Annotated in this window: 22 protein-coding genes and 1 pseudogene; 10 read left to right on the top strand and 13 right to left on the bottom strand. The window is 60.1% G+C overall.

Annotation, left to right across the window (positions count from 1 at the left end; all coding sequences use genetic code 11):
* Positions 1–138 precede the first annotated feature (138 nt).
* Together FH975_RS08615 and cmtR are read right to left on the bottom strand one after the other, a co-directional pair.
* Entirely contained in the window at positions 139–735 is a 597-nt protein-coding gene (locus FH975_RS08615) for a cadmium resistance transporter (protein WP_162320975.1), read from the bottom strand.
* Positions 735–1,094 (bottom strand): Cd(II)/Pb(II)-sensing metalloregulatory transcriptional regulator CmtR, encoded by a 360-nt coding sequence (gene cmtR, locus FH975_RS08610; protein ID WP_162320974.1) that lies wholly within the window; start codon positions 1,092–1,094, stop codon positions 735–737. The genes FH975_RS08615 and cmtR overlap by 1 nt, the downstream gene beginning before the upstream one ends.
* Positions 1,095–1,165: 71 nt before the next feature.
* On the opposite strand from cmtR, the gene FH975_RS08605 reads away from it, so the two are divergent.
* Positions 1,166–1,603, top strand: coding sequence for a MerR family transcriptional regulator (locus FH975_RS08605; protein ID WP_162320973.1), 438 nt, complete (start codon positions 1,166–1,168; stop codon positions 1,601–1,603).
* Positions 1,542–2,009, top strand: coding sequence for a VOC family protein (locus tag FH975_RS08600; RefSeq protein WP_162320972.1), 468 nt, complete (start codon positions 1,542–1,544; stop codon positions 2,007–2,009). The genes FH975_RS08605 and FH975_RS08600 overlap by 62 nt, the downstream gene beginning before the upstream one ends.
* An 18-nt stretch (positions 2,010–2,027) precedes the next feature.
* On the opposite strand, the gene FH975_RS08595 is transcribed toward FH975_RS08600, so the two are convergent.
* From FH975_RS08595 to FH975_RS08585, 3 genes are all read right to left on the bottom strand, one after another.
* Positions 2,028–2,723 (bottom strand): potassium channel family protein, encoded by a 696-nt coding sequence (locus FH975_RS08595; RefSeq protein ID WP_162320971.1) that lies wholly within the window; start codon positions 2,721–2,723, stop codon positions 2,028–2,030.
* Positions 2,716–3,966 carry a TrkH family potassium uptake protein gene (locus tag FH975_RS08590; protein WP_328821836.1) on the bottom strand — a complete coding sequence of 417 codons (1,251 nt, stop codon included), beginning with the start codon at positions 3,964–3,966 and terminating at the stop codon, positions 2,716–2,718. The genes FH975_RS08595 and FH975_RS08590 overlap by 8 nt, the downstream gene beginning before the upstream one ends.
* 308 nt (positions 3,967–4,274) lie before the next feature.
* Positions 4,275–5,207: an NADP-dependent oxidoreductase gene (locus FH975_RS08585; RefSeq protein ID WP_202923114.1), complete on the bottom strand. Its 933-nt coding sequence runs from the start codon at positions 5,205–5,207 to the stop codon at positions 4,275–4,277.
* 92 nt (positions 5,208–5,299) lie between these two features.
* Between FH975_RS08585 and FH975_RS08580 the strand changes: the two genes are divergently transcribed.
* Together FH975_RS08580 and FH975_RS08575 are read left to right on the top strand one after the other, a co-directional pair.
* Positions 5,300–5,794, top strand: coding sequence for a MarR family winged helix-turn-helix transcriptional regulator (locus FH975_RS08580; protein ID WP_162320969.1), 495 nt, complete (start codon positions 5,300–5,302; stop codon positions 5,792–5,794).
* A 145-nt stretch (positions 5,795–5,939) separates the two neighbouring features.
* Positions 5,940–6,860: a hypothetical protein gene (locus FH975_RS08575; RefSeq protein ID WP_328821835.1), complete on the top strand. Its 921-nt coding sequence runs from the start codon at positions 5,940–5,942 to the stop codon at positions 6,858–6,860.
* A 208-nt stretch (positions 6,861–7,068) separates the two neighbouring features.
* On the opposite strand, the gene FH975_RS08570 is transcribed toward FH975_RS08575, so the two are convergent.
* Complete coding sequence (locus tag FH975_RS08570) at positions 7,069–7,563, bottom strand: MarR family winged helix-turn-helix transcriptional regulator (protein WP_162320968.1); 495 nt, start codon at positions 7,561–7,563, stop codon at positions 7,069–7,071.
* A gap of 84 nt (positions 7,564–7,647) precedes the next feature.
* Between FH975_RS08570 and FH975_RS08565 the strand changes: the two genes are divergently transcribed.
* Positions 7,648–9,219 (top strand): amidohydrolase family protein, encoded by a 1,572-nt coding sequence (locus FH975_RS08565; RefSeq protein WP_162320967.1) that lies wholly within the window; start codon positions 7,648–7,650, stop codon positions 9,217–9,219.
* Between the two features lie 245 nt (positions 9,220–9,464).
* Here FH975_RS08565 and FH975_RS08560 read toward each other — a convergent pair whose 3' ends face one another.
* The gene (locus FH975_RS08560) at positions 9,465–10,163 is read right to left on the bottom strand and encodes a TetR/AcrR family transcriptional regulator (RefSeq protein ID WP_162320966.1); all 699 of its coding nucleotides are present in this window, start codon (positions 10,161–10,163) and stop codon (positions 9,465–9,467) included.
* Positions 10,164–10,200: 37 nt separating this feature from the next.
* Between FH975_RS08560 and FH975_RS08555 the strand changes: the two genes are divergently transcribed.
* Positions 10,201–10,998 carry an alpha/beta fold hydrolase gene (locus FH975_RS08555; RefSeq protein WP_162320965.1) on the top strand — a complete coding sequence of 266 codons (798 nt, stop codon included), beginning with the start codon at positions 10,201–10,203 and terminating at the stop codon, positions 10,996–10,998.
* 82 nt (positions 10,999–11,080) lie between these two features.
* On the opposite strand, the gene FH975_RS08550 is transcribed toward FH975_RS08555, so the two are convergent.
* Positions 11,081–11,944, bottom strand: coding sequence for a helix-turn-helix domain-containing protein (locus tag FH975_RS08550; RefSeq protein ID WP_162320964.1), 864 nt, complete (start codon positions 11,942–11,944; stop codon positions 11,081–11,083).
* Between the two features lie 109 nt (positions 11,945–12,053).
* Here FH975_RS08550 and FH975_RS08545 point away from each other — a divergent pair, with 109 nt between their 5' ends.
* Positions 12,054–12,809 carry an SDR family NAD(P)-dependent oxidoreductase gene (locus tag FH975_RS08545; RefSeq protein WP_162320963.1) on the top strand — a complete coding sequence of 252 codons (756 nt, stop codon included), beginning with the start codon at positions 12,054–12,056 and terminating at the stop codon, positions 12,807–12,809.
* Positions 12,810–12,921: 112 nt separating this feature from the next.
* On the opposite strand, the gene FH975_RS08540 is transcribed toward FH975_RS08545, so the two are convergent.
* Positions 12,922–13,398 carry a GNAT family N-acetyltransferase gene (locus FH975_RS08540; RefSeq protein WP_202923113.1) on the bottom strand — a complete coding sequence of 159 codons (477 nt, stop codon included), beginning with the start codon at positions 13,396–13,398 and terminating at the stop codon, positions 12,922–12,924.
* A gap of 159 nt (positions 13,399–13,557) precedes the next feature.
* On the opposite strand from FH975_RS08540, the gene FH975_RS08535 reads away from it, so the two are divergent.
* Positions 13,558–15,306, top strand: coding sequence for an OmpA family protein (locus FH975_RS08535; RefSeq protein WP_162320962.1), 1,749 nt, complete (start codon positions 13,558–13,560; stop codon positions 15,304–15,306).
* A 29-nt stretch (positions 15,307–15,335) separates the two neighbouring features.
* Here FH975_RS08535 and FH975_RS08530 read toward each other — a convergent pair whose 3' ends face one another.
* A complete protein-coding gene (locus tag FH975_RS08530) occupies positions 15,336–16,040 on the bottom strand; it encodes an NAD-dependent epimerase/dehydratase family protein (protein ID WP_162320961.1) in 705 nt (234 codons plus the stop codon).
* A 169-nt stretch (positions 16,041–16,209) separates the two neighbouring features.
* On the bottom strand, positions 16,210–16,365 hold the full coding sequence (locus FH975_RS16310; RefSeq protein ID WP_202923148.1) for a DUF6131 family protein: 156 nt from the start codon (positions 16,363–16,365) through the stop codon (positions 16,210–16,212).
* Positions 16,366–16,878: 513 nt separating this feature from the next.
* On the opposite strand from FH975_RS16310, the pseudogene FH975_RS16945 reads away from it, so the two are divergent.
* Positions 16,879–16,932 (top strand): annotated as a pseudogene (locus FH975_RS16945) (hypothetical protein); the annotation flags it as partial.
* 17 nt (positions 16,933–16,949) lie between these two features.
* The gene (locus FH975_RS08520) at positions 16,950–17,567 is read left to right on the top strand and encodes a hypothetical protein (protein WP_235928616.1); all 618 of its coding nucleotides are present in this window, start codon (positions 16,950–16,952) and stop codon (positions 17,565–17,567) included.
* 681 nt (positions 17,568–18,248) lie between these two features.
* Here the strand turns inward: FH975_RS08520 and FH975_RS08515 are convergent.
* The gene (locus tag FH975_RS08515) at positions 18,249–18,881 is read right to left on the bottom strand and encodes an Atu4866 domain-containing protein (protein ID WP_162320959.1); all 633 of its coding nucleotides are present in this window, start codon (positions 18,879–18,881) and stop codon (positions 18,249–18,251) included.
* Positions 18,882–18,934: 53 nt separating this feature from the next.
* The gene (locus FH975_RS08510; protein WP_162320958.1) at positions 18,935–19,822 is read right to left on the bottom strand and encodes a helix-turn-helix domain-containing protein; all 888 of its coding nucleotides are present in this window, start codon (positions 19,820–19,822) and stop codon (positions 18,935–18,937) included.
* Positions 19,823–19,824 lie beyond the last annotated feature (2 nt).

The raw sequence follows: 19,824 nt of genomic DNA, 5'->3' as shown, positions 1-19,824 counted from the left end.
AACATTAAAGAGTCTCTAGTGGAGAATGTTCAAAAAGTATGACGGACTGCTACGGGAGGTTTCCCCAGATGAAGCCGTTCCTCGGGTTCAGCCTTAAGGGCCCCAGAGGAACACGGTGAGAGTCCAGAAGGCGGGTATTCAGAGTCCGAACGCCCCGCCGCTGACCAGGATGATGGCTCCCAGGGCAATGAGCGCAGTCGGAAAGAGGATGCTCTCCCAGCGCTCGAGGGCTTCAGCGATGGGTCGTCTGGATGTGATCCATCGGGCAGTGAAGACCAGGGCAGCGACCAGGATCAGGAAGACGATGCAGAAGGCAAGGACTGCAGACCAGCTGATACTGACAAACACCGGTACGTAGACTCCGATATTGTCCCCGCCGTTGGCGAAGGTCACCAGCGCCACGGTGCCGACAGAGACCCGCTTATCCTTCAGCTGGAGCTCGTCGTTGTCTTCCTCGCCGCGATTCCGCCATGACCGCCACGCCGCCCAAACGCCCAGGCCTAAGGGGATTAGTCCGAAGTAAGGCAGTAGTTCTTCGGGTAGAAGCACGTCTGCGCCTATGGCTATCAAGACGGCAGCGCCCAGAATGGCGATGAACCCCAGGTATTGGCCCATCAGTATTCTCCGGGTTGTCCCTGGTTGGCCCTGGCCTCGGCCGAAGAACAGGGACAAGATGATGATGTCGTCGATATTGGTGGCGATGAACAGTACAACGGCCTGGGCGGCAGTCAGCATCAGTGGTTTAGATCTTCCGGTGCGCAGTCGGGAAGTGGGCACTGCGGGTCGATGCAGGCAGCGTCCTCATTGACAGCCAGCGTGGTCTCCAACAGAGAGTTCAGCGCCCGGGCAAGATGGATATCTGCGATCTCATATCGGGTTTGACGGCCTTGGGGTTCAGTGCTCACGATCCCGCAGTCTCGGAGACAAGCCAGGTGGTTCGACACATTGGTCCGGGTCAAGCCGAGGTCGCGGGAGAGTTGGGCTGGGTAGCCGGGAGATTCAAGCAAGGAGAGCAGGATCCGGGCGCGAGTTGTATCCGCCATAGCTCGGCCGAGGCGGTTCATCACATCAAGGCGAGCAGCAATAGTCAGCATATGCTGACTATACAGCGAACGCTGAACCATAAGAAAAAGCCTAAGCGAGTTTCGTCAGTGATAATAAGTCCATGAGGGTAGGTGAGCTCGCGGCGCAGACTGGTGTGAGCGTTCGATCTCTGCGTTACTACGAGGAGAAGGGGCTGCTCGCACCGGAGCGCACTTCTGCCGGCCACCGTGTCTACTGCGCCGAAGATGAAACGCGTGTTCTCCAGATTCAGGAACTCTTCGAGGCAGGCTTTTGCAGCTCGGTAATCCAGGAACTGTTGCCGGCACTGGTCGATCCGAACAGAAACGACCAGGCTCTGGCGGCGTCGTTGGCTGCGGCGCGAATCAGACTTGAAAGTGAGAAACAGGCTATCGACGCCGAGCTGGAAGCTCTTGAACAACTCAGCGCCAGACTGGGACTTGCACCTCACATGCACGTCAGGTCTGATGATGGGCCCCATGACTCAACAAGACGCCCCCAAACAGCTCCGTTTGATCATCGAGACAGACGACTTCGATGAAGCCCTCCGGTTCTACCGTGACGTACTGGGCATGCCGGAACAGCCTGCCTTCGCCACCGAGGGGGAAGATCGGGTGTCCATACTGCACGCAGGAATCGCGACGGTCGAGCTTGCGACCCCCACACATGTCCGCGCCATCGACGCCATTGAAAAAGCTCCCACCCCTGAAGGTCCGAGGTTGCGGATCGCGCTGGAAGTCCAGGACACGGAAAAAACAGTCCGTGCGGTTGCCGCCTCCGGGGCAGAACAGCTGTCGCCCGTGGTCCACACTCCGTTTCAAACCTTGAACGCGCGATTCTTAGCTCCTGGTGGTTCGCAGGTGACGTTCTTTCAGGAGCTTGAGTCGCTGGATGAACGCACAGCAAGGGAGGGTTTCTCGACGGATGATCAGCGCGCCCGCTCGTGAAGGTCCCTGAGGGTTAACTCACTTGAGTCTGCTGAATCCCTCGGTCTGTTTGGCGGGTCCGGAAACAAGAACGACGTCGTCGGCCGCGAGCACTGTCTGCGGAGTTGCCGGTGCCCAGGAGCCTTCTTTCCGCACGGCCGTGATCGTCACTCCGTGTTTGGTTGTCGTGTTCAGCTCGCCAAGCTGCTTACCGACGAGCGCGGTGGGAGGGTTTGTTTTCGCCAGCGCAAAATCTTCGTCAACCAAGACATAGTCTTGCAGACTTCCACGAACCATGTGCGCCACGCGACGGCCCATGTCCTGTTCCGGAAACACGATATGCCGGACGTTGAGCTGGGCGAGTATGTCTCGGTGGGCCTCGCTGGTGGCCTTGGCCCAGACTTCGCGCACCCCGAATCGCAGCAAGAGCGAGGTAGTAAGGATGCTTGCTTCCAGATTGCCCGCTACGGCGACGACTGCATGATCGAACTCATGGACAGAAAGTTGACGAAGCACGTCCTCCTTGGTGCCGTCACCGGTTACCACGTGAGTCAGTTGGCCGTTGAGCGACTGAACAACGTCTTCGCGGTTGTCAATGCCGAGCACCTGGGTGCCGTGGGCCATGAGTTCCAGCGCCAGTGCACGGCCGAACCGACCAAGTCCGATGACGGCCACAGAATCCGGTGCCGCGACATCGGTTGGGCTGGTTCCGCCGAAGAGTTTGAAACTAGCCAATGATGGGCCTTTCTTTAGGGAGTTCGTAGTGCAGACGACGTTCGCGCAGGGCGAGTACTGAGGCGAAAGTGATGGGGCCGATCCTTCCGATAAACATCAGCAGGACCAGTATGATCTGCCCTGCCGCCGGAAGCTCTGCGGTGATGCCGGTCGACAGGCCGACCGTGGCGAAGGCTGAGAAGGTCTCGAAGAGTACCGCATCCAGTGGCAGTCCGGAGATCACCATGAGGGTGCCGGTGCATCCGGCGATGAGTGCCATGGCGAGCATCACCACAGTGATGGCTTGGCGGTGTACCGCTCGGGAGAGTCTCTTTCCAAAGACGTTGACTGCAGCCTCTCCACGCAATTCGGCGATGATAATGAACAGCAGGACTCCGATAGTGGTGATCTTGATACCCCCAGCTGTGCCTGCTGGCCCACCGCCGATGAACATCAGAAGGTCCATTCCAAGCCAGGTGGTCGCCTCCATCTCTCCTATGTCTACGCTGTTGAACCCGGCAGTACGAGTCTGCACGGATTGAAAGAACGCAGCCAGCACCTTATCTGGCCAGCTCAACGGCCCCAGGGTTCTAGGATTTGACCATTCCAGAGCTGTGACCAGAGCAGTGCCCAAGAAAAGTAGCAATGCGGTACCCACAAGTACCAACCTGGTATGCATTGACCATAACCGGGGCGTGCGTATGTGCTTGCGCAGCTGGACGATGACGGGGAAGCCGAGACCGCCCAGAATGATAGCTGCGGCCATGGGCAGACAGACAATCGGGTCCGAGACGAATCTCATCATCGAGTCGCTGAAGAGCGCGAAGCCAGCGTTGTTGAAAGCGGAGACGGAATGGAATACCCCCAGCCAGAGCGCGTCACCGAAGGTCTCTTCGTAAGTCAGCCAGAAGCGCAGCGTGAGGATGAGGGCCAGAACTGCCTCGATCGAGAGGGAGATCTTCACGATCCCGGTGACTACCGAGCGCATATCTTCCAAGCCTGCGCTTTTGGACTCGGCTGCCGCGACGAGTTTCCTCCGGAGGGAGAACTTTCGTAACACGGCCAGACCAATGACGCTGGCGAATGTCATCACCCCGAGTCCACCGAGCTGGATGAGCACGAGGATGACGGCCTGACCGAACCCGGACCAGTAGACGGGAGTGTCTTCGACGATCAGTCCCGTCACGCACACAGCTGAGGTTGCGGTGAACAGTGCGGTTAAGAAGCCTGCACTGACCCCGTCCGCAGTTGCCTCCGGCAGCATGAGAAAGCCAGTTCCTGCGCAGATGACTAGGAGGAAACCAAGGAAGATTGATTGAGCTGGGCGGAGCCCTCTATTTTTGACTGCCCCCGCAGGAGAAGGGCCTTTATTTGGCACTCGCGAAATCGTAGACCTGTAGAACACCTTTGGCAAGACCAGCATCGACCTGTCGCTGTTTGCCGCTGTGGCCCGCGCTATGAAACTGTCTGCGCCTTCGTGATGAGGCGGCTTGATGAGCATGAAGCGCATCGAGAGACTGTCTACTCCGTGGGAGCGGGAGCAGTGGCCCCAGAGGCCTGGCCATCGCCGCATCAGCTGGGAATGACAACCACCTTCCCAGCAACCCGACCGGTGTTCGCTTCGGCATGAAGAGCAGGTAACTCTGCGAGCGATATCCGTCGCGTCACCTCCACGTGAAGTTCCTTCTTATCCACGAGTGAGACGAGCTCCGTCAGCCGCTCTCGATTGCTCAACACAAAAACCGTTGCCGACCGTACCCCACGAGTCTCGTCGCTGGGCGTAGTCATCCATGCGGTAGTGCTCACAACGACTCCGCCGTCGCGCACCAGCCCGACCAAAGCGGCAAACTGTTCCGGCTCGATCGGAGCGAGATTCAGCAGAACATCAACCTGTTCAGAGACGGCGTCGCGGACGTTCGTCTCCGTGTGATTGATGATCTCGTCTGCGCCCGCTGCGCGCACTGCACTGTTGCTGCGCGGACTCGCCGTGGCGATCACATAGACCCCGGCGCGCTTAGCGAGTTGAATGGCATATTTGCCGACGACGCCTCCCGCGCCGACGATCAGGACGCGCTGTCCTGCTGATAACGCTCCATCGTCAAACAGCGCTTGCCAGGCAGTTAGAGCCACCGACGGCAATGCTGCCGCATCGGTCAGCGGAATGCTCGCAGGAGCAGGTGCGATCGCACTTTCAGGAGCGACGACGTACTCCGCTGCACCCCCGTCGCGTTCCATGGGGAGGAAGCCAACCACCGCATCACCGATAGCGAATCCTTCGACACCTTCCCCGATGGCGTCGACCGTACCGGAGACGTCGTAACCGGGCACATGAGGCAGTTCAATCGGGATCGGCAGGAAGCCAGCTCGCATGCCGTCGTCGGCAGCGTTGAAAGCTGAGGCTGCGACCCGCAGTCGCACCTCTCCTGCTGCCGGGGTTGGTTGGTTGATCTCTACTAGGCGGAGGACCTCTGGTCCACCCGTCTCTTTGAACTGTGCTGCCTTCATGTCCATCTCCTCTCTTAAAGTGCTTCGAATTCGAAGCAAGTAAGAGAAATGTAGCACTACTTCGAATTCGAAGCAATCCCTAGAATGGGAGCATGACTGATACCCCCGTTTCCTTGACTCCCACCCAGCTCAGTGCTTACTTCGCCTTCACAGAAGTGAGCAGCCTCTTGCGGCCTGCTGTTGAGAAACAGCTGCGTGACGTTGGGGCGCTGAGCTACGTACAGTTCCAGCTGCTTGCACGTCTTGGTGATTCACCGGATGGCACGCTGCGTATGACCGACCTCGCCGATGGAGTGGTGTACAGCCGGAGTGGATTGACCTATCAGGCACAGCTCCTCGAGCAACGTGAGCTCATCACTCGCTCTCCCTCACCTGATGATGAGCGCAGCACTGTGGCTGCTATCACGGGTGCTGGCCGGGAAGTGCTGCAGGAAGTCTTTCCCGGCCACATCCGGGTGGTGCGTGAATTATTGTTCGCGAGCCTCTCGGAGGCTGATGTCGATGATCTCGCGCGAATCCTGGGAAAGGTGGCTGGGCACCTCCGAGCCGCCCCGCCGCGCTCAGCCGCACCTCGTCGCCGACGATGAAGTGCCGGGCGCCCCTAGGTGCCTATCCGCGGATCTCGAAGAACAACTGGAGGTGGGTGTGGATGGCCTCCAGCATTTCGGCCCTCGTGAATAACCGCGAACGCTCCTACAATCGAGACATCGAAACGCAAGAAAGGACGGGCTGATGAGCTCGGCTCCGGTCATTGAGTGGCTGATGAAAGGTGATCCGGCAATTCGGTGGCAGGTGATGTGTGACCTGTTGGATGTCCCGGAGAGTCAGTGGTCCGCAGAACGGCTCAAAGTAGAGACGGAGGGCTGGGGGATGAGGCTCTTGGCTCTCCAGGATGAGGACGGTCAATGGGACGGGGGATCGTTCCTCCCGCAGGGATTCACATGGGAGCGGATGCGTCGTGAAGGACAGCCCTGGACCTCCACGTGTTGGGCGCTTACCCAACTCCAGGACTTTGGACTCGATCCAACGTCTGAGGGTGCTCAACGCTCGGTCCAGCTGGTAGGTCAAAATTCGCGCTGGGATCACGCTGGGCAAGAGTATTGGTCGGGTGAAGTCGAGGAGTGCATTAATGGTCGCACGCTGGGGCAGGGGGCCTATTTCGGTGTCGAAGTGGAAGCAATTGCGTCCCTTCTAGTAGGACAAAAGCTGGGAGACGGTGGATGGAACTGTGAACGTGAGAGGGGTTCGCAACGTTCGTCTTTCGACAGCACCATCAACGTCTTGGAGGGGCTACTCGAATTCGAGCGGGCCTCTGGCGGCACACAAGCCTCCAAACGGGCCCGTTTGAGCGGTGAAGAGTACTTGCTGAGCCGCCATCTGATGTACAGACGCACAACGGGGGCGTTGATAAAAGATGAATATCTCGAGCTCAGCTACCCACCGAGGTGGCACTACAACATACTCAGGGCGCTGGAGTACTTTCGTATGGCAAATGCTCACGACGGCACCGAACCAGACGTGAGAACTTCCGAGGCGGTGGAACGCTCAGGTCATTGCAACGTGGTGATGGCAGGTGGTGCTTGGGAAGTAGCTACCGAGGCCGTAGCTGGTTCCCGATGGATTCTGGACCGGGGAAGCCTTCGAGATGGGTGACGCTGAAGGCACTTCGAGTACTCTGGTGGTGGGACTCCGCACAGTAGGCAGGATGAGGGGTCGTCTCAAGGCGGAGTCTGAAATCCCCGGATTGCCGGGCCATCTTCCCGGACTTCCCTCCGGAGTCCCGCACAGCCTCTCATGCACTCCAGTCGCGCACTCGAACCTGAAGGCGTCATTGAACGACCTCGCGCAGAACTTGGGAATGTCAGGGTTGGCCGATGTGCGCCAGTCGGTGCATAAAGGCTGATACTGCTTCAGCCTCCTCGGCCTTTAGATGGCGCCCGAAGTGACGTTGCAAACCCCGCAGGTGGGTGCCCGCTACTTGCCTGAGAGTTGCCCGCCCTTTGCTGGTCAGTACCACGTATGTCACTCGCCGGTCAGAAGCGGAGGCGGTACGTTCAATCAAGTCGCGGTCTTGCATCCTGTCGATCAATCGAGTCAGTCCCCCGGTTGTGTAGAGCAGAGCCTGGGCCAGTGTTGACATGCGTAAGGGGGTATCCGCAGCTTGCTCCAGCCGGTGAAGCACGTCGTACTCAGCCAGTGTGATCCCATGCCAGGATTTCAGGTCGCGCTCCAATAGGCGCATCAGCCGCGTGTGTGCTTCCAGGAAATTCGTCCACACCTCCAGGCTCAGAGCGTCAATACGCTCCGAGTCATCGGGGTCGACGGTCGGACCAGGTGCCTCTGTGTGATCAGTCACGACATAGATCTTAATGCTTGGAACAAGAAAAAAGATCGTCGATACAGTATCTGTAGGTACAGATAAAATATCCAGGAGGATTAAATGGTCGATTCCACCCCGTCTGCTGCGCGGACTGATGCTAAAAACGCTCTTGATCGTCGCTCGTTTCTGCTAGGAGTGGGGGCGACTGCCGGAGTCGGCATTCTTGGTACGGGAGGCTACGCAGTTGTGCGTGAACGCCAGGCCGATCCCGCTGCCCGGTTTCAGGAGGGCCAGGCTGTGGTGTTCCGCCGCGCCCACGTCGTGACTCAGGACCGGGATCTGGGCACCATCGCTGACGCGGACGTCCTCATCCATAACGGCGTTGTTCAAGCTGTGGGCCCGGGGCTCAGTGTCCCTGATGACGCGGCAGAGATCGACGCCGCCGGGGCTGTGCTTATGCCCGGAATGATTGATACTCATCGCCACATGTGGCAGTCCGTATTGCGCGGGGTCGGTGCCGACTGGACTATCACGAACTATTTTCAGTGGATCTACCAGCAATGGGGTGAACTGTGGCGCCCCGAGGATGTCTACGCCGGAAATTACCTCTCTATGGTCGAAGCCCTCGACTCCGGTGTCACCACCAGTGTGGACTGGTCCCATGGTCTGCGGACCCCGGAGCACGCCGATGCTGCAGTCGAAGCTCTCTTTGATTCCCAGGGACGCGCCCGCCTGGCGTATGGAAACATTTTCGACTTGCCCCAGAACTGGGTTCCTTCCGGAGATATCGACCGGATGCTCGACCAACACTTCCCTTCTGCCTTCAACAGCACTGAAGAGTTGGTGACGTTGCAATTGGCTTGGGACGGTGGAGGTGAGGATCCGGAGTTCCCCGAACGGCCGGCTTGGGAGTACGCCGTGGACCGTGGACTACCGGTGACCCTGCACGCCGGAGTGTGGGGCTACCCCCTCGATGTGGCGATCAGGAATCTGCACGACAACGGTTTCCTACTGCCGACCAATACCTACGTACATGCCGCCAGCCTGCAAGCGGACTCTTATGAACTGCTCGCTGAAACCGGGGGCAATGTCTCGATCTCTGCTGAGTCCGAGCTCAACGCGGGACAAGGCTATCCGCCTACCGGGGAGGTTCGATCGCATGGCATACCGATCTCGCTGTCTATGGACACCTCGCTGTGGTGGAGCGCAGATATGTTCGCCGCGATGCGCGCGACACTCAACGCCGAACGAGGTCTTGCCCACATGGAAGCCCACGAAGAGGATCGCACAGTCATCAACAACGAACTCCGGGTCAACGATGTCCTCGGCTTCGCCACCCAAGGCGGTGCTGACGCGCTACAAATGGGAGCACAACTGGGATCCATCACCCCTGGCAAAGCAGCAGACTTGGTGATGCTGCGCGGTGAAACGGCGTCGATGTCTCCTATGTCTGAACCAGAGCACCACATCGTCTTTCAGGCGCAGCGCTCAGAGGTCGATACGGTGATGGTCGGAGGCCGGGTCGTGAAACACGAGGGACGTCTGGTGGAGCAGGAAAGCCTGGACCGGGCCCGCCGCCTGGCCGGGGACTCCCTGGACTATCTGCGAGAACAGATCGGGGAGGACGCCTGGGAGGAAGCAGTCAACCCGCCTGCGTTCGAAACCGAGGAGGCCGACCACTCAGTGGAGTGACGGCAGAAGACCGTCCTGACGGTGTAGGGATACTACGCCGACGAAATGTGCCAGGTTGTAAAAGGTAAATTGACCAGGCACCGGAAGCAACTTTTCGCCGCGGCTGGCGATACATGTGCAGTACCCCTGAGCTCCTTCTCCATGGATGGCGTTCTGCCCCATAACGTTCCTGGGACGCGGCTCGTTCTCCGACCCAGCCTCAGGCTCCGTGGTGAAGATATACCTCGCCGACCTCTAGCCTCGGGTCAGTCCTCGTGGCGGGAAACTACGCTGCCTTCATCACGCGGGTCAGGCGCGCGCTGGCAGGAGGAGCCTGTAGGGCGATCCAGGACCGTCTCTTGAATCACGCTCGAGATGAGCTGTAGTGCTAGGTCGGCCACGTTGAGGAGCTCATCCCGGGAAGCACCCAGCTCGGCTCGAGTCGAGAGCCCTTGCCAGATCGTCTGTATCAATTCTGCTAAATCGAAGGGATTCACGGTCTGCGAGAGAGAACCGTCCAGGGCTGCTTGTTCGAGGCGATCGCGCAGGCGTGCTTCGTCTGCACGTTGCAGATCGGCGACGAACGCGCGGACGTCCAGGGTTGCCGAAGTGTCGGACATGACGCCACTGTTGGTGAGGCAGCCGGGGTGCCCTTCATTGGTTCGCGTAAATTCAGCCACTGACTCAAGGAGCAAGCGTTGGATCACGCTAGTCACCGTGGACTCGCCCAGCGCCCGATCGTAGATTGCGCTGTAACGCAGAGCGTAGGCGCGGACCGCCTCATCGAAAAGTTCGGCCTTCGTTCCGAAAGATGCGTAGAGGCTTGAACTTGAGATGCGCAGCGCCGCGGTGAGCATGCGAGTCGAGGTGCCTGAGAAACCGTGTAACCAGAACAGGTGGGCCGCCTGTCGCAGTGCGTCGTCTCGATCGAACTCGCGGGGACGGCCGGGAGGGCGTGGTGCCATATTGACTATTATAGATCGATTGCTCCAGAATAATATTATGGAGCGACCGATACAGAAAGTTATTGAGGTTGAGGGCAGCTGGCTAACGGTCGATGTGTACGGGCAGAAAGACGGGCCGGCGATTATCCTGATCCCAGGAGTCATGGCGGACGCTGCCGGATGGGCTGCGGTGGCACAGCACCTCAAGGGGTGGGGGACCATCGCCGTAGTGAACCGACGTGGACGCCACCCAGCCGGCCCGCTGACCAGCGGCTACGACATCCACACCGAGGTGCGTGATGCCGAGGCTGTCTTGGGCGAGTTCTCCGATGTGCGCACCATCTTCGGCTGGAGCTACGGCGGCCTCATTGCCCTTCATCTCGCAAGTGCAGTCCCGGTTCCACACCTGATCGCCTACGAACCCATCATGGCTCCTTTCGGAGCATCCGCATTGTCGGAACTTAAGCTCGCTCAGGACACCGGCGACCTCGACCAGAGTGTCGAGATCGCGCTCAGGCAGGTCGCAGGCATGCCCGATGAAGTCATCGAATCGCTGAGATCCGATACCGTGCTCTGGGCGGGACTGAGGGACGTGAGTTCTCCGATCTACAGCGAGACGCATGCGATCAATGATGCGCCAGTGCCGACGGAACTAGCTCGAGCAGCCTCACGAGTCGACTTCATTGTGGGGGAACGTAACCGAGGTCGGGCGCCGTATGGCACGACCTTCGACAACGTGGTTCGCCACGTTCGGAGTGGCACGGTCCACGAGCTACCAGGGCAAGCCCATTTGGCGCACCTGGAAGCACCGGCTCAGCTTGCCGGGCTGGTCAATCGCCTAAGCACCGCTGAATGACTTGATCGACCGACACGAAGACTTTCAGAGGTCTATCGGGGCGTTGCCCTACGCTAGCGGAACGTTGGTTCGAATGGAGAGTTCAATCAGCGTTGAGGACAGAGGTTTGGGCTGGCACTGTCGCCCACGTGGCGAGGACCGGGAGCATGTGGGCAGTATGAGATCCCGCTTCGACGGTGTACACGACGAGCCGTTGATCCGGGTCCTGGGGGCTGATGACGGATTCGATGTTGAAACTGAGTGAGCCGGCGACGTCGTGCCTGACGTGTTTTTCCAGAGACGTGCGAAAGCTGACGCGTTGGTCGTTCCACCAGCGCTCGGCATCTTCATCGTTCTCACGGAGTTCATTGATGAGCTGGATGAGGTCTTGGTCCTCGGGTCGGCGACCCGCCTCATAGCGGATCGACCCGATGGCGGCTGCAGCGAAATCTGCCCAGTTGGTAATGCGGTCTCGAGCAGCAGGGTCGCGGAACAGCCACCGGATGAAGGATGTCCCCGATGTCGCTTCCCAGCCCAGGACCTCGCGCAAAAGACCGTTGCTGGCAAGGATCTCCGAGCGTCGCCCGAGGAGCAGCGTCGGTACATGATCGAGTGTGACCATTAGACGCGCCATCCCCGGGTCGATCCGCGGAAAGGGGTCGGAGGCAGCCGCGCGACGCTTTGTGGACGGGGCTGCCAGATGGCGGAGGTGCGCCGCTTCCAGCGTGTCCAGCTGCAAGGCTCGGCATAGCGCTTCCACCACGTCATCGGTGACATTGCGCTGCCGGCCCTGTTCGATTCGGCTGTAGTGATCTGGACTCAACCCAGCGATGAGTGCCAGTTCCTCCTTGCGGAGACCAGGCACCCGCCGCGGCCCAGGGAAGGTCACTACACCGGCCCGTGCAGGGGAGAGCCCGTCACGCCGGGAACGCAGGAAGGCCCCTAGGGGAGAACGGTCTAAGGCCATGCCACCAGAATACGCAGTGGATCATGGACCCTGTGGTGGGTGTGGGCGTGCGAAACCTAGGCACGGCGTGCCCTGGTTGCGGTGGCGAGGGTCTGGTGAACTGTCGAACATGACCTCAACCAACTCACCAGGCAGTGTCATCGTCACCGGTTCTACGAGCGGAATCGGTGCAGCTACTGCTCGATCTCTCGCCGCTGAAGGGTGGCACGTCGTCGTGACCGGACGTGACGGCGAACGAGGGGCCTCCCTCGTCGACGAGATTGTCGCCGATCGAGGCCACGCGGTCTTTGTGCCTTCCGATCTTGCTGCGGCGCCAGAGGAACTGCGGCGGTTCGCGGCCACGGCGGTGGACGCGGCGGAGGGGCAGATCGATGCGATCGTCCATAACGCGGCAGTGTGTCCGCCGGTGGACACGTTCTCCCTGACCGATCATGACTTGGAATCTGCCCTCGCCGTCAATCTCCGGGCACCTCACGTGCTGACCGCTGCACTGGCACCAGCCATGGTGGAGCGGGGTGCCGGAAGTATCGTGGTGATCGGGTCCTGGATGGCGCATGTAGGTCATGCGTTTGTGGGGATGTATTCGGCAACGAAGGCAGCTGAAATTCAGCTGGCCCGAAGCTGGGCCGCTGAGTTCGGGCCCAGTGGTGTCCGAGTAAATACCGTTTCTCCCGGTGCCACCAGAACTCCCATCAACGCAGCAGATGACGATGTGATTGCGCGATTGACGGCGCCGACACCAGCCGGGCGCCCTGGCACGCCGGAAGAGATCGCCTCAGCGGTGACATGGCTCCTCTCCGATGATGTGACGTATCTTCATGGTGCAGAGTTGGCTGTAGATGGCGGGATCACTTCAACCCGATAGCACTGCGAGGTCGTAAACGCGCTGAGAGAGCCTATCGCAGACCCTGGGAGTGCCCGCTAGACGAATCCGCCCATCCTCTAACGTGCACTCTGGTGGTCAGCGAAACGGCTCCTCATCTCAGTGAGAGGAGCATCGTGTCCGAACTGCCGTTGCGCCCTACGACTGTGAAGCCTGCACGGGCGTAGAGGTGCCGTGCCTGGTTGCCGTCCTCGACGCTGAGACTGATACCGGGGAAGTGGAGGCTGCGAGCCTGGCTGATCAGTTCCGACAATAGGGCGCTGCCGATACCCTGGCCGCGTGAGCCGGAGAAGGTCGTGATGCTCAGTTCGGGGGTCTCTGCGTTCACGAATCCGTATCCGGGGTCCTCCTCTGTGAGGAATACTAACCAGGCCACGGCTCTGACGGTCTCTCGGTCTTGGTCGGCAAGTCCGAAGTCGCGGCCGGAGGGGAAGTTTGTGAAGTAGTGGGAGATCTCAGGTGCCGCGTCGACGTCGTCGAACGTGAACTTGGGTCCGTTCCAGTTCATGTTTGCGAGCGTCGCTTCCCGCAACAGCGGCCGGTCCGCCGAGGAGAGCCGCCGAATCTTCATGACTAAAACTCTAGCGATCCTCCACTCGCATCGTTCAAGCCTTCCATATGTCCGGTTATATTAATCAGGGATCGGATGCAACTTTTTCGCCCCTGCGGGCGACTCATGAGCAACAACACCGTGGTGGTTTCCACGGAACGAGCAATGAGATGAGGACCGATGAGACGAGAGCACCAGACCATCACGATCCGCGCCGCCGCACTGACAGCTGTTCTGGCCCTGGTGGCCTGCGGTTCTGAGGAGCAGGCAGAGTTCGAGGATGTGGATACCACGGCCAGCCCTGAGGCTGTCGAAGAGACTGGGCAGGCTGGCGAGGACGAGGCAGAGTCCCCGGACCCTCAGGACGACACAGACTCCCCGGATCCTGAGATGTCGGAGGCGGAGGGGGTCACCACGACAGCTACCTTCCTCCCGCATTACGCATCGGTCCGGGCCTCAGGTGAGGTGACGCTGGAGGCCACCATAGGCCCGGTCATCCGCGACGGGGACCTCGCGTCCCTCTCTATGGAGTTTGACTACTTGGAGGGTGAGGAGGAGTTGAGCACTATGAGCTTCCTCCAAGGCCTGGCCGGAGTAGCTGATGGCAACTTATCCGGGGGACAGGTGCGGTTGATCGACCCGGAAGCGATGAGTGTGGCTGAGCTGGCCAGGGTGGATGGGGGCGAAGGGAGCATAGCTGCGGCGTCTGGCTCCTCCGGTGACGGTTTCGGAGACCGGGCTGAGACTGGCGAGTCGCTGAATTGGTTTGGCATCTTCGCCGCACCCGAGAGCGACACCGCCAGCGTGTTGCTTCCGCACTTCGGTCTGGTCTCCGACGTGCCGGTAGTGGAAGGTGACCTGGACGAGACCAACTCCACGGAAGAGCGCTTCGACTATTCCGATATCACCGGGGCGAGTCATGAGCTGGTCACCTGGCGTGACACCCCCGAGTACACCATCGAGATCGAAGGGGATGAGACGACCGTCAGCCTGCCCTCGGACGTGCTCTTCGACGTCGACTCCTCTGACCTGTCCTCCGAGGCTGAGGATGCGTTAGAGGCAGCAGCACAGGAGATGGCCGGCACCGACGGCGGTGAGCTGCGCATCGTGGGGCATACCGATGACGTGCTGGACGAGGAGTACAACCAGACACTGTCAGAGGAACGAGCGGAAGCGGTGCATCAGCGGCTGCAGGAGGTGGCCGACCTCGAGGCGTTCGACGAGGTATCCGTGTCAGGGGAGTCCTTCCGCGAACCCATCGCAGAGAATAATTCAGATGAGGGCCGTGCCATGAATCGGCGAGTGGAGCTGCACTTCACCACGGTGACCAATCCCGAGGAGCAGGTGATAGAGGGAGAGCTGCCGGAACCCCAGGGACCAGTGGGGACCGCCGACGAGAAGATCACCGTCAACGCCGGTGACGGCGGACCCTATGCCAACGAAGACGTCATTCTCAGCGTGGAATCCCTTGAACGGCACGATGGTCTCATTGTCGCGGGGATTCGGGCCGAGTCCACTGAGGAGGGCGCGAATATTAATTGGCCCTTCGCTTTGGGAGCCGGGGGAGCGCACCGGGCTGGAGTGAGCCAGGTCAGTTCGGTGGACCTGCCCTACCTGGTGGCGGGAGACCATTGGGTCGAACCGCTGCGGTATTTCGTCACCGATGTCGAGGTCGATGACGAAGATCCCGAGGAGTCAGACATCTCAGGCAGGGACTTCCACCGGCTCACTGACGTACTTTTCGGATCGTACCGGGACTACAACGAAGGCGATTCGGCGGTGGCCTATCTGGTCTATCCCGATATCGGCGGCGAGGAGCTCACTCTGGAGTCACCGGGCGAACATGAGGGCACAGACTGGTTCCTCCGGCAGATTGGAGTCAACCCTTGGCGCTTCGAGGACATCCCTGTCACAGAAGCCGGCTCTTGACGCGTCCCCCTCAGCGCATCCCTAGCCGGTTAGGGGGTTGCCCAGGCGTCGTCGGAAGGCTGATAGCCCAGCGCATGTTCGGGCTCACCGTAGCTTGCCTTGCGGTATCGGTTGGCTGAGATGCCGTTGATGACGGTAAATCCCGTCACTGGTCCCTCCACTGAGGCGCGCACCAGCTCTGCGCAATCGCCAAAGCTTAGCCATGCGGCTCGATCACGCGGGGTCACATCCGGCCCAGTCGGAGGTTTTTCGGCGAAGTAGCCGATCCGCATAGCGACCACCTCAATTGGCGAAACGGATGTCACCCAGGAACCGATGGCTTCGGCCCATGCCTTAGTCGCGCCGTACAGGTTGGCAGGTCGCGGAGGATCGCTGGGCCGCACTTGAAAATCATCAGGATAGGCAGAGACTGCCTGCAAACTGCTGGCGAGCACGAGGCGCCGCACCCCGCTGGCAATGGCGGCACTAGCCACGCTGTGCACGCCGAGGACATTGGCCGGAAGGAGGTCCTTCCATTCCGCGTCTGCGTTTGGCACGGCAGCTAGGTGGACGACCGAATCGACCCCAGCTAATGCCGCACGGCAAGCCTCGGTATCGGTCACATCCAGGTCTTGATACTTCGTTCCCGCGACATCTGTGGCAACAACATTCCATTGTTCCGATAGCCGGTCCGTGACCGCGCTACCGATGCGCCCGGCGGCACCAGTAATCAATACCCGGCGTTTGTTGGACATAGCGATACCGCCTAGAACGAATATCTCAGCGCACACACGGACACGTCTCTGTCCACGGGCACGTTTGAACAGTGTGCTTTTTTGTTGAAGGTGCGGGATCGCTCAGCTCGATTTTCCGAGCAGGTGCAACGCTATTGCGTCGTCATGAGCGATCCCGCCCGCCCATTGGCTACCAGTAGGTACGCCTTCCTCCGACAGCGCGGCCGAGTGCACCCATGATCGAAAGGATGGCACCTACAACCACCAGGATGATGCCGATGGTCCAGAGGATGGGGATGTCGATGACGGCTCCCAGAATCAGCAGAATGATGCCCAGAATAATCACGAGGTAGTTCCTTTCTCTTTTGGAGCGCGGAATGCACCCCTTGCCAGTTGAGGTTACCGCCGTAAGTCAAGTGGAGGAAGGGGCAATCAACACGGGGTTACCCCAGGAGAGCGGGATTGAACTCTCCGGCGCCGGTGATCCGCTGATATTTATGCGGGCCGGCAGGTGCGAAACCCGGGTGGCGATCCGTGCTGAGTCGCAGCTCTAGAGCGTCGCGGGGGCACACCGCCGGCGGCGCGGCAGGGCACTGTCGGGTGATCGCGTCGTCTGCCCACCGTTGCTGTGACGGCTCCGACGTAGACGGAGCGCTGCTGTAATCCGTTGGTTGTCCAGCCGAACCACCCGCACCGCTGGAGCTGGCCACGACCATGAAGCGAGACCCATGCCCGAAGAAGAGTCCGAAAAGATACGGGACGAGTCCCTTGAGAACTACACGATCGGCCACTACCTGTGGACCGGCTGGCCGAGCTGTTCGGTGTGCCCGGAGACTTCAACATTCATTTTCTAGACCATATGTTGGCCCACCGCATCATCCGCTGGATCGGCTCCGCTAACGAGCTCAACGCCGGTTACAGCGCTGAAGGATGCGCTCGCATTCGCGGCATCGGCGCGTTCCTGGTCACAAGATCGACCGTATCCCGCGCGAGGGCGGTTCCATCGCCGGTTCGGTCTCGTTTTCCTTCCAACGGTTTATGGCCGATGATCCGAATGGCGCTGGTGAGGCCATGCAGTTGGCGACCCAGGGTCAGGCCCGCAGCTCCTTCGCCATGTTCCTCTTAGGCTCTCTTGGCGTGATCGCGATCAGCGCAAACTACTCCACAGGAGCTATACGATCAAGCGCCACTGTTGTGCCTCAGCGATCTCTCCTCTTGAGCGTCAAGGCGGCCGTGGCTCTCTTGGTGTGGGCTGCGGCGGTGGCCGCGATTCTTGTCGTGATGAGCCACCGGATGACGAGCTTTATTGCTGGGCCGTTGAGTCCGGGGGACAAGTTCGATGGTGAGATCGCTGCGATGTATGTCGCGCCCCGGGCTACAGTGACGCTGACGGCGTTACTGGGCTTCGGCTTGGGAGTGCTGTTGTGGAGCTCGGCCGGAGTCATCGTAATGGTGGCTAGTCGTCTTGTTTGTGAGGCAGATCGAGACGTCCACCCTTTACGACGTCCCTGGTGGCGCCGCCTGGGTAGAGACACCGTTGCAGGTTGATAACACCACTCTGGTAGATGTCCTCGTCAATCCGAGTGCTGGCGAGCTCAGCGTGGTTCCGACCCTAGAGTCCTGATAGGCCGGTATTGGACTGCTGATCTGGGTGGCGATCCCGCTGAGACTTGGAGCGCTGCGCTACACTCACCGCGATGCGTGATGACATAGGTAAGAGCGTGACCACGCCGGGTCTTGGAGCATACCGCTTCAGAGGGCGGTGACGCGGTCTCCTCTCCCTCGGGTTCAGAGTTGGCACTCCTGAGAGGCCCCCGCAATATTCCGCCGATGGGATGAGCTCGGCGTGGTTCGCCCGTTGTATGCTGAAGCACTGTAGAGCGCTCTGCGCCGTGACCGTTGCATTGGGGATTCCTCCGAACGCCGACGGGGTCCTCGGTCTGAACTGGACTGAGTGTGCACTGAGAGGTATGTCAAGGGTTTGTGTGGAAAACCACCGGTGGCGGGCCCGGGCCGGTGTCATGGGGGTGGTGGGGAGGAAATGCAGCGCCTGCACGGTACAGTGCCCAGATCTGACCAGCGTGGTCACCGGCGCATTGGGTCCGTAGCCTCCGGCCCTGCAGCGAGACTCATTCATCATTTCCTACTCGTTGATCCAAGAAATGCTGCCCCTAGAAGACAGAATACTGGCGAGTGTCATATCGACCGGCCTGTGGCACAGGAGGAAGGTCATGTGTGTGCGTCGGGGCGTAGGACATATCCGGCGTGGTGTAAGACACCGCGGTGGTATTGGCCGAACGCCCAGAATCCGGTGTCGTCGAGATAAGTGATGCGGTTATCGGTGAGCCAGAAGCGTCCGGTGTAGGCGTTACGACGTCCGTTGCGGGTTTCGGTGTAGCGCCCCTCGCGGGTGAGGTATTGAGTCATGTGCCGTCTAGCGTCCGTCCAGGCGCCTAGCCGTGGGTCGGCGGAGTCGAGTTCGTCGGCACCTGCTGGCCTCGTAGGTCTACCTTGGTAAACGATGATTTCTCCCTCGACGACGAGGGCAATCAGGTCCTGTGGTTGGACTATCAATGTCTGTCTGATCTGGGTGCTGCTGACAGGGCCTTTGATCACTGCGAAGGTGGCAGGATGACCCGGTGCCAGATCGAAGGCCCCATGTGCTGGCGGCTCTGGGTCATGGAAAACGGTGTTTACCAGCAGGGGCACGACTGAGGCTCCCCCGGCATTGATCAGGTAAGCGGAATCCTGAGCGATTTCATATGGGCTAATATGTCTGCCCTCCACTTGCAGATCAGCCAATGAGTTCTGCTCTGGGCTGGTATGGATTCGGGCGCCGGTGATGATGAGTGAAGATGTCAATATTTCCTGTGCTCCTTGCGCTGCTTTGGCTGGCGCTGTGGTCTGTTGCCCGGTCAGATGCCCGGGAGTTGTACGGCAGTGTTTTCTGCCCGTTCTTTTTGATTGGTCTGGGTCCATCCGCTGAGGAAGGTGAGCGCCTCTGCGGAGCGTGAGTTCGGCTCAGCGGTATAGATAAGCAACGTTTGGTCTTGCGTTCCGCGTACATCGAGGACTTGGAAGTGTAAGGAGAGTTCTCCTGCGGTGGGGTGGAGGAAGTGTTTGCGCCCTGAGCGTTGGGCGCGGACCCGATGCGAGGACCACCAGTGGCGAAAGTCCGCGTCCTTCATAGAGAGCTCGCCGATGAGCTGCGCGAGCGCTGGGTCCTCTGGATAGCGTCCGGCATCCATCCTGAGGAAAGCTACGCACTCCTTGGCGACTTTTTCCCAGTCCTGGTAAAGACTCCGGACTCGGTCATCGAGGAATGCCAGCCGGATGTGGTTGCGGTGCTGCGGGGCGAGAGCGTCGAAGTCTACGAAAAGTGCTGCCCCGAGGGCGTTCCAGCCGATGATGTCCATCCGTGGGCCCAGTACAAGGGCAGGTACGCCGGTCAAACTGTCCAGCAACACTCGGGTGGCTGTAGATACACGCTGCGCCCCGGGCGGAGACTTCTTCGCACGTGAACCCGGTGAGTTGGTGGCTCCAGCTGCGCTTCGGAGCAGGTATTCCTCCTCGTCAGGGCGTAGGTCGAGTGCTTGTGCCAGTGCGCGCAAAATATCAGGTGAGGCCGACTTCGCTCTGCCTTGTTCAAGACGAACGATGTAGTCCACACTGACTCCTGCCAACATAGCCAGCTCTTCCCGTCGTAGCCCTGGCACCCGGCGGTGACCAATGCTCGGTAATCCGGCGCCCTCAGGGCTGACCTTGGCCCGGCATGCTCGCAGATAGTCACCCAGCTCGGTCATGG

It is taken from the genome of Nesterenkonia haasae (assembly GCF_010119385.1).
Lineage (GTDB): Bacteria > Actinomycetota > Actinomycetes > Actinomycetales > Micrococcaceae > Nesterenkonia > Nesterenkonia haasae.
This window is presented reverse-complemented; position numbering and strand designations above follow the sequence as displayed.

What these genes read in the sequence shown, in the direction of transcription:
- FH975_RS08615 (WP_162320975.1), bottom strand. Translation starts at nt 735, where the DNA reads ATGCTGACTGCCGCCCAGGCCGTTGTACTGTTCATCGCCACCAATATC.
- cmtR (WP_162320974.1), bottom strand. Translation starts at nt 1,094, where the DNA reads ATGCTGACTATTGCTGCTCGCCTTGATGTGATGAACCGCCTCGGCCGA.
- FH975_RS08605 (WP_162320973.1), top strand. Translation starts at nt 1,166, where the DNA reads ATGAGGGTAGGTGAGCTCGCGGCGCAGACTGGTGTGAGCGTTCGATCT.
- FH975_RS08600 (WP_162320972.1), top strand. Translation starts at nt 1,542, where the DNA reads ATGACTCAACAAGACGCCCCCAAACAGCTCCGTTTGATCATCGAGACA.
- FH975_RS08590 (WP_328821836.1), bottom strand. Translation starts at nt 3,966, where the DNA reads ATGCTGCCGGAGGCAACTGCGGACGGGGTCAGTGCAGGCTTCTTAACC.
- FH975_RS08585 (WP_202923114.1), bottom strand. Translation starts at nt 5,207, where the DNA reads ATGAAGGCAGCACAGTTCAAAGAGACGGGTGGACCAGAGGTCCTCCGC.
- FH975_RS08580 (WP_162320969.1), top strand. Translation starts at nt 5,300, where the DNA reads ATGACTGATACCCCCGTTTCCTTGACTCCCACCCAGCTCAGTGCTTAC.
- FH975_RS08575 (WP_328821835.1), top strand. Translation starts at nt 5,940, where the DNA reads ATGAGCTCGGCTCCGGTCATTGAGTGGCTGATGAAAGGTGATCCGGCA.
- FH975_RS08565 (WP_162320967.1), top strand. Translation starts at nt 7,648, where the DNA reads ATGGTCGATTCCACCCCGTCTGCTGCGCGGACTGATGCTAAAAACGCT.
- FH975_RS08560 (WP_162320966.1), bottom strand. Translation starts at nt 10,163, where the DNA reads ATGGCACCACGCCCTCCCGGCCGTCCCCGCGAGTTCGATCGAGACGAC.
- FH975_RS08555 (WP_162320965.1), top strand. Translation starts at nt 10,201, where the DNA reads ATGGAGCGACCGATACAGAAAGTTATTGAGGTTGAGGGCAGCTGGCTA.
- FH975_RS08550 (WP_162320964.1), bottom strand. Translation starts at nt 11,944, where the DNA reads ATGGCCTTAGACCGTTCTCCCCTAGGGGCCTTCCTGCGTTCCCGGCGT.
- FH975_RS08545 (WP_162320963.1), top strand. Translation starts at nt 12,054, where the DNA reads ATGACCTCAACCAACTCACCAGGCAGTGTCATCGTCACCGGTTCTACG.
- FH975_RS08540 (WP_202923113.1), bottom strand. Translation starts at nt 13,398, where the DNA reads ATGAAGATTCGGCGGCTCTCCTCGGCGGACCGGCCGCTGTTGCGGGAA.
- FH975_RS08535 (WP_162320962.1), top strand. Translation starts at nt 13,558, where the DNA reads ATGAGACGAGAGCACCAGACCATCACGATCCGCGCCGCCGCACTGACA.
- FH975_RS08530 (WP_162320961.1), bottom strand. Translation starts at nt 16,040, where the DNA reads ATGTCCAACAAACGCCGGGTATTGATTACTGGTGCCGCCGGGCGCATC.
- FH975_RS08520 (WP_235928616.1), top strand. Translation starts at nt 16,950, where the DNA reads ATGCGCTCGCATTCGCGGCATCGGCGCGTTCCTGGTCACAAGATCGAC.
- FH975_RS08510 (WP_162320958.1), bottom strand. Translation starts at nt 19,822, where the DNA reads ATGACCGAGCTGGGTGACTATCTGCGAGCATGCCGGGCCAAGGTCAGC.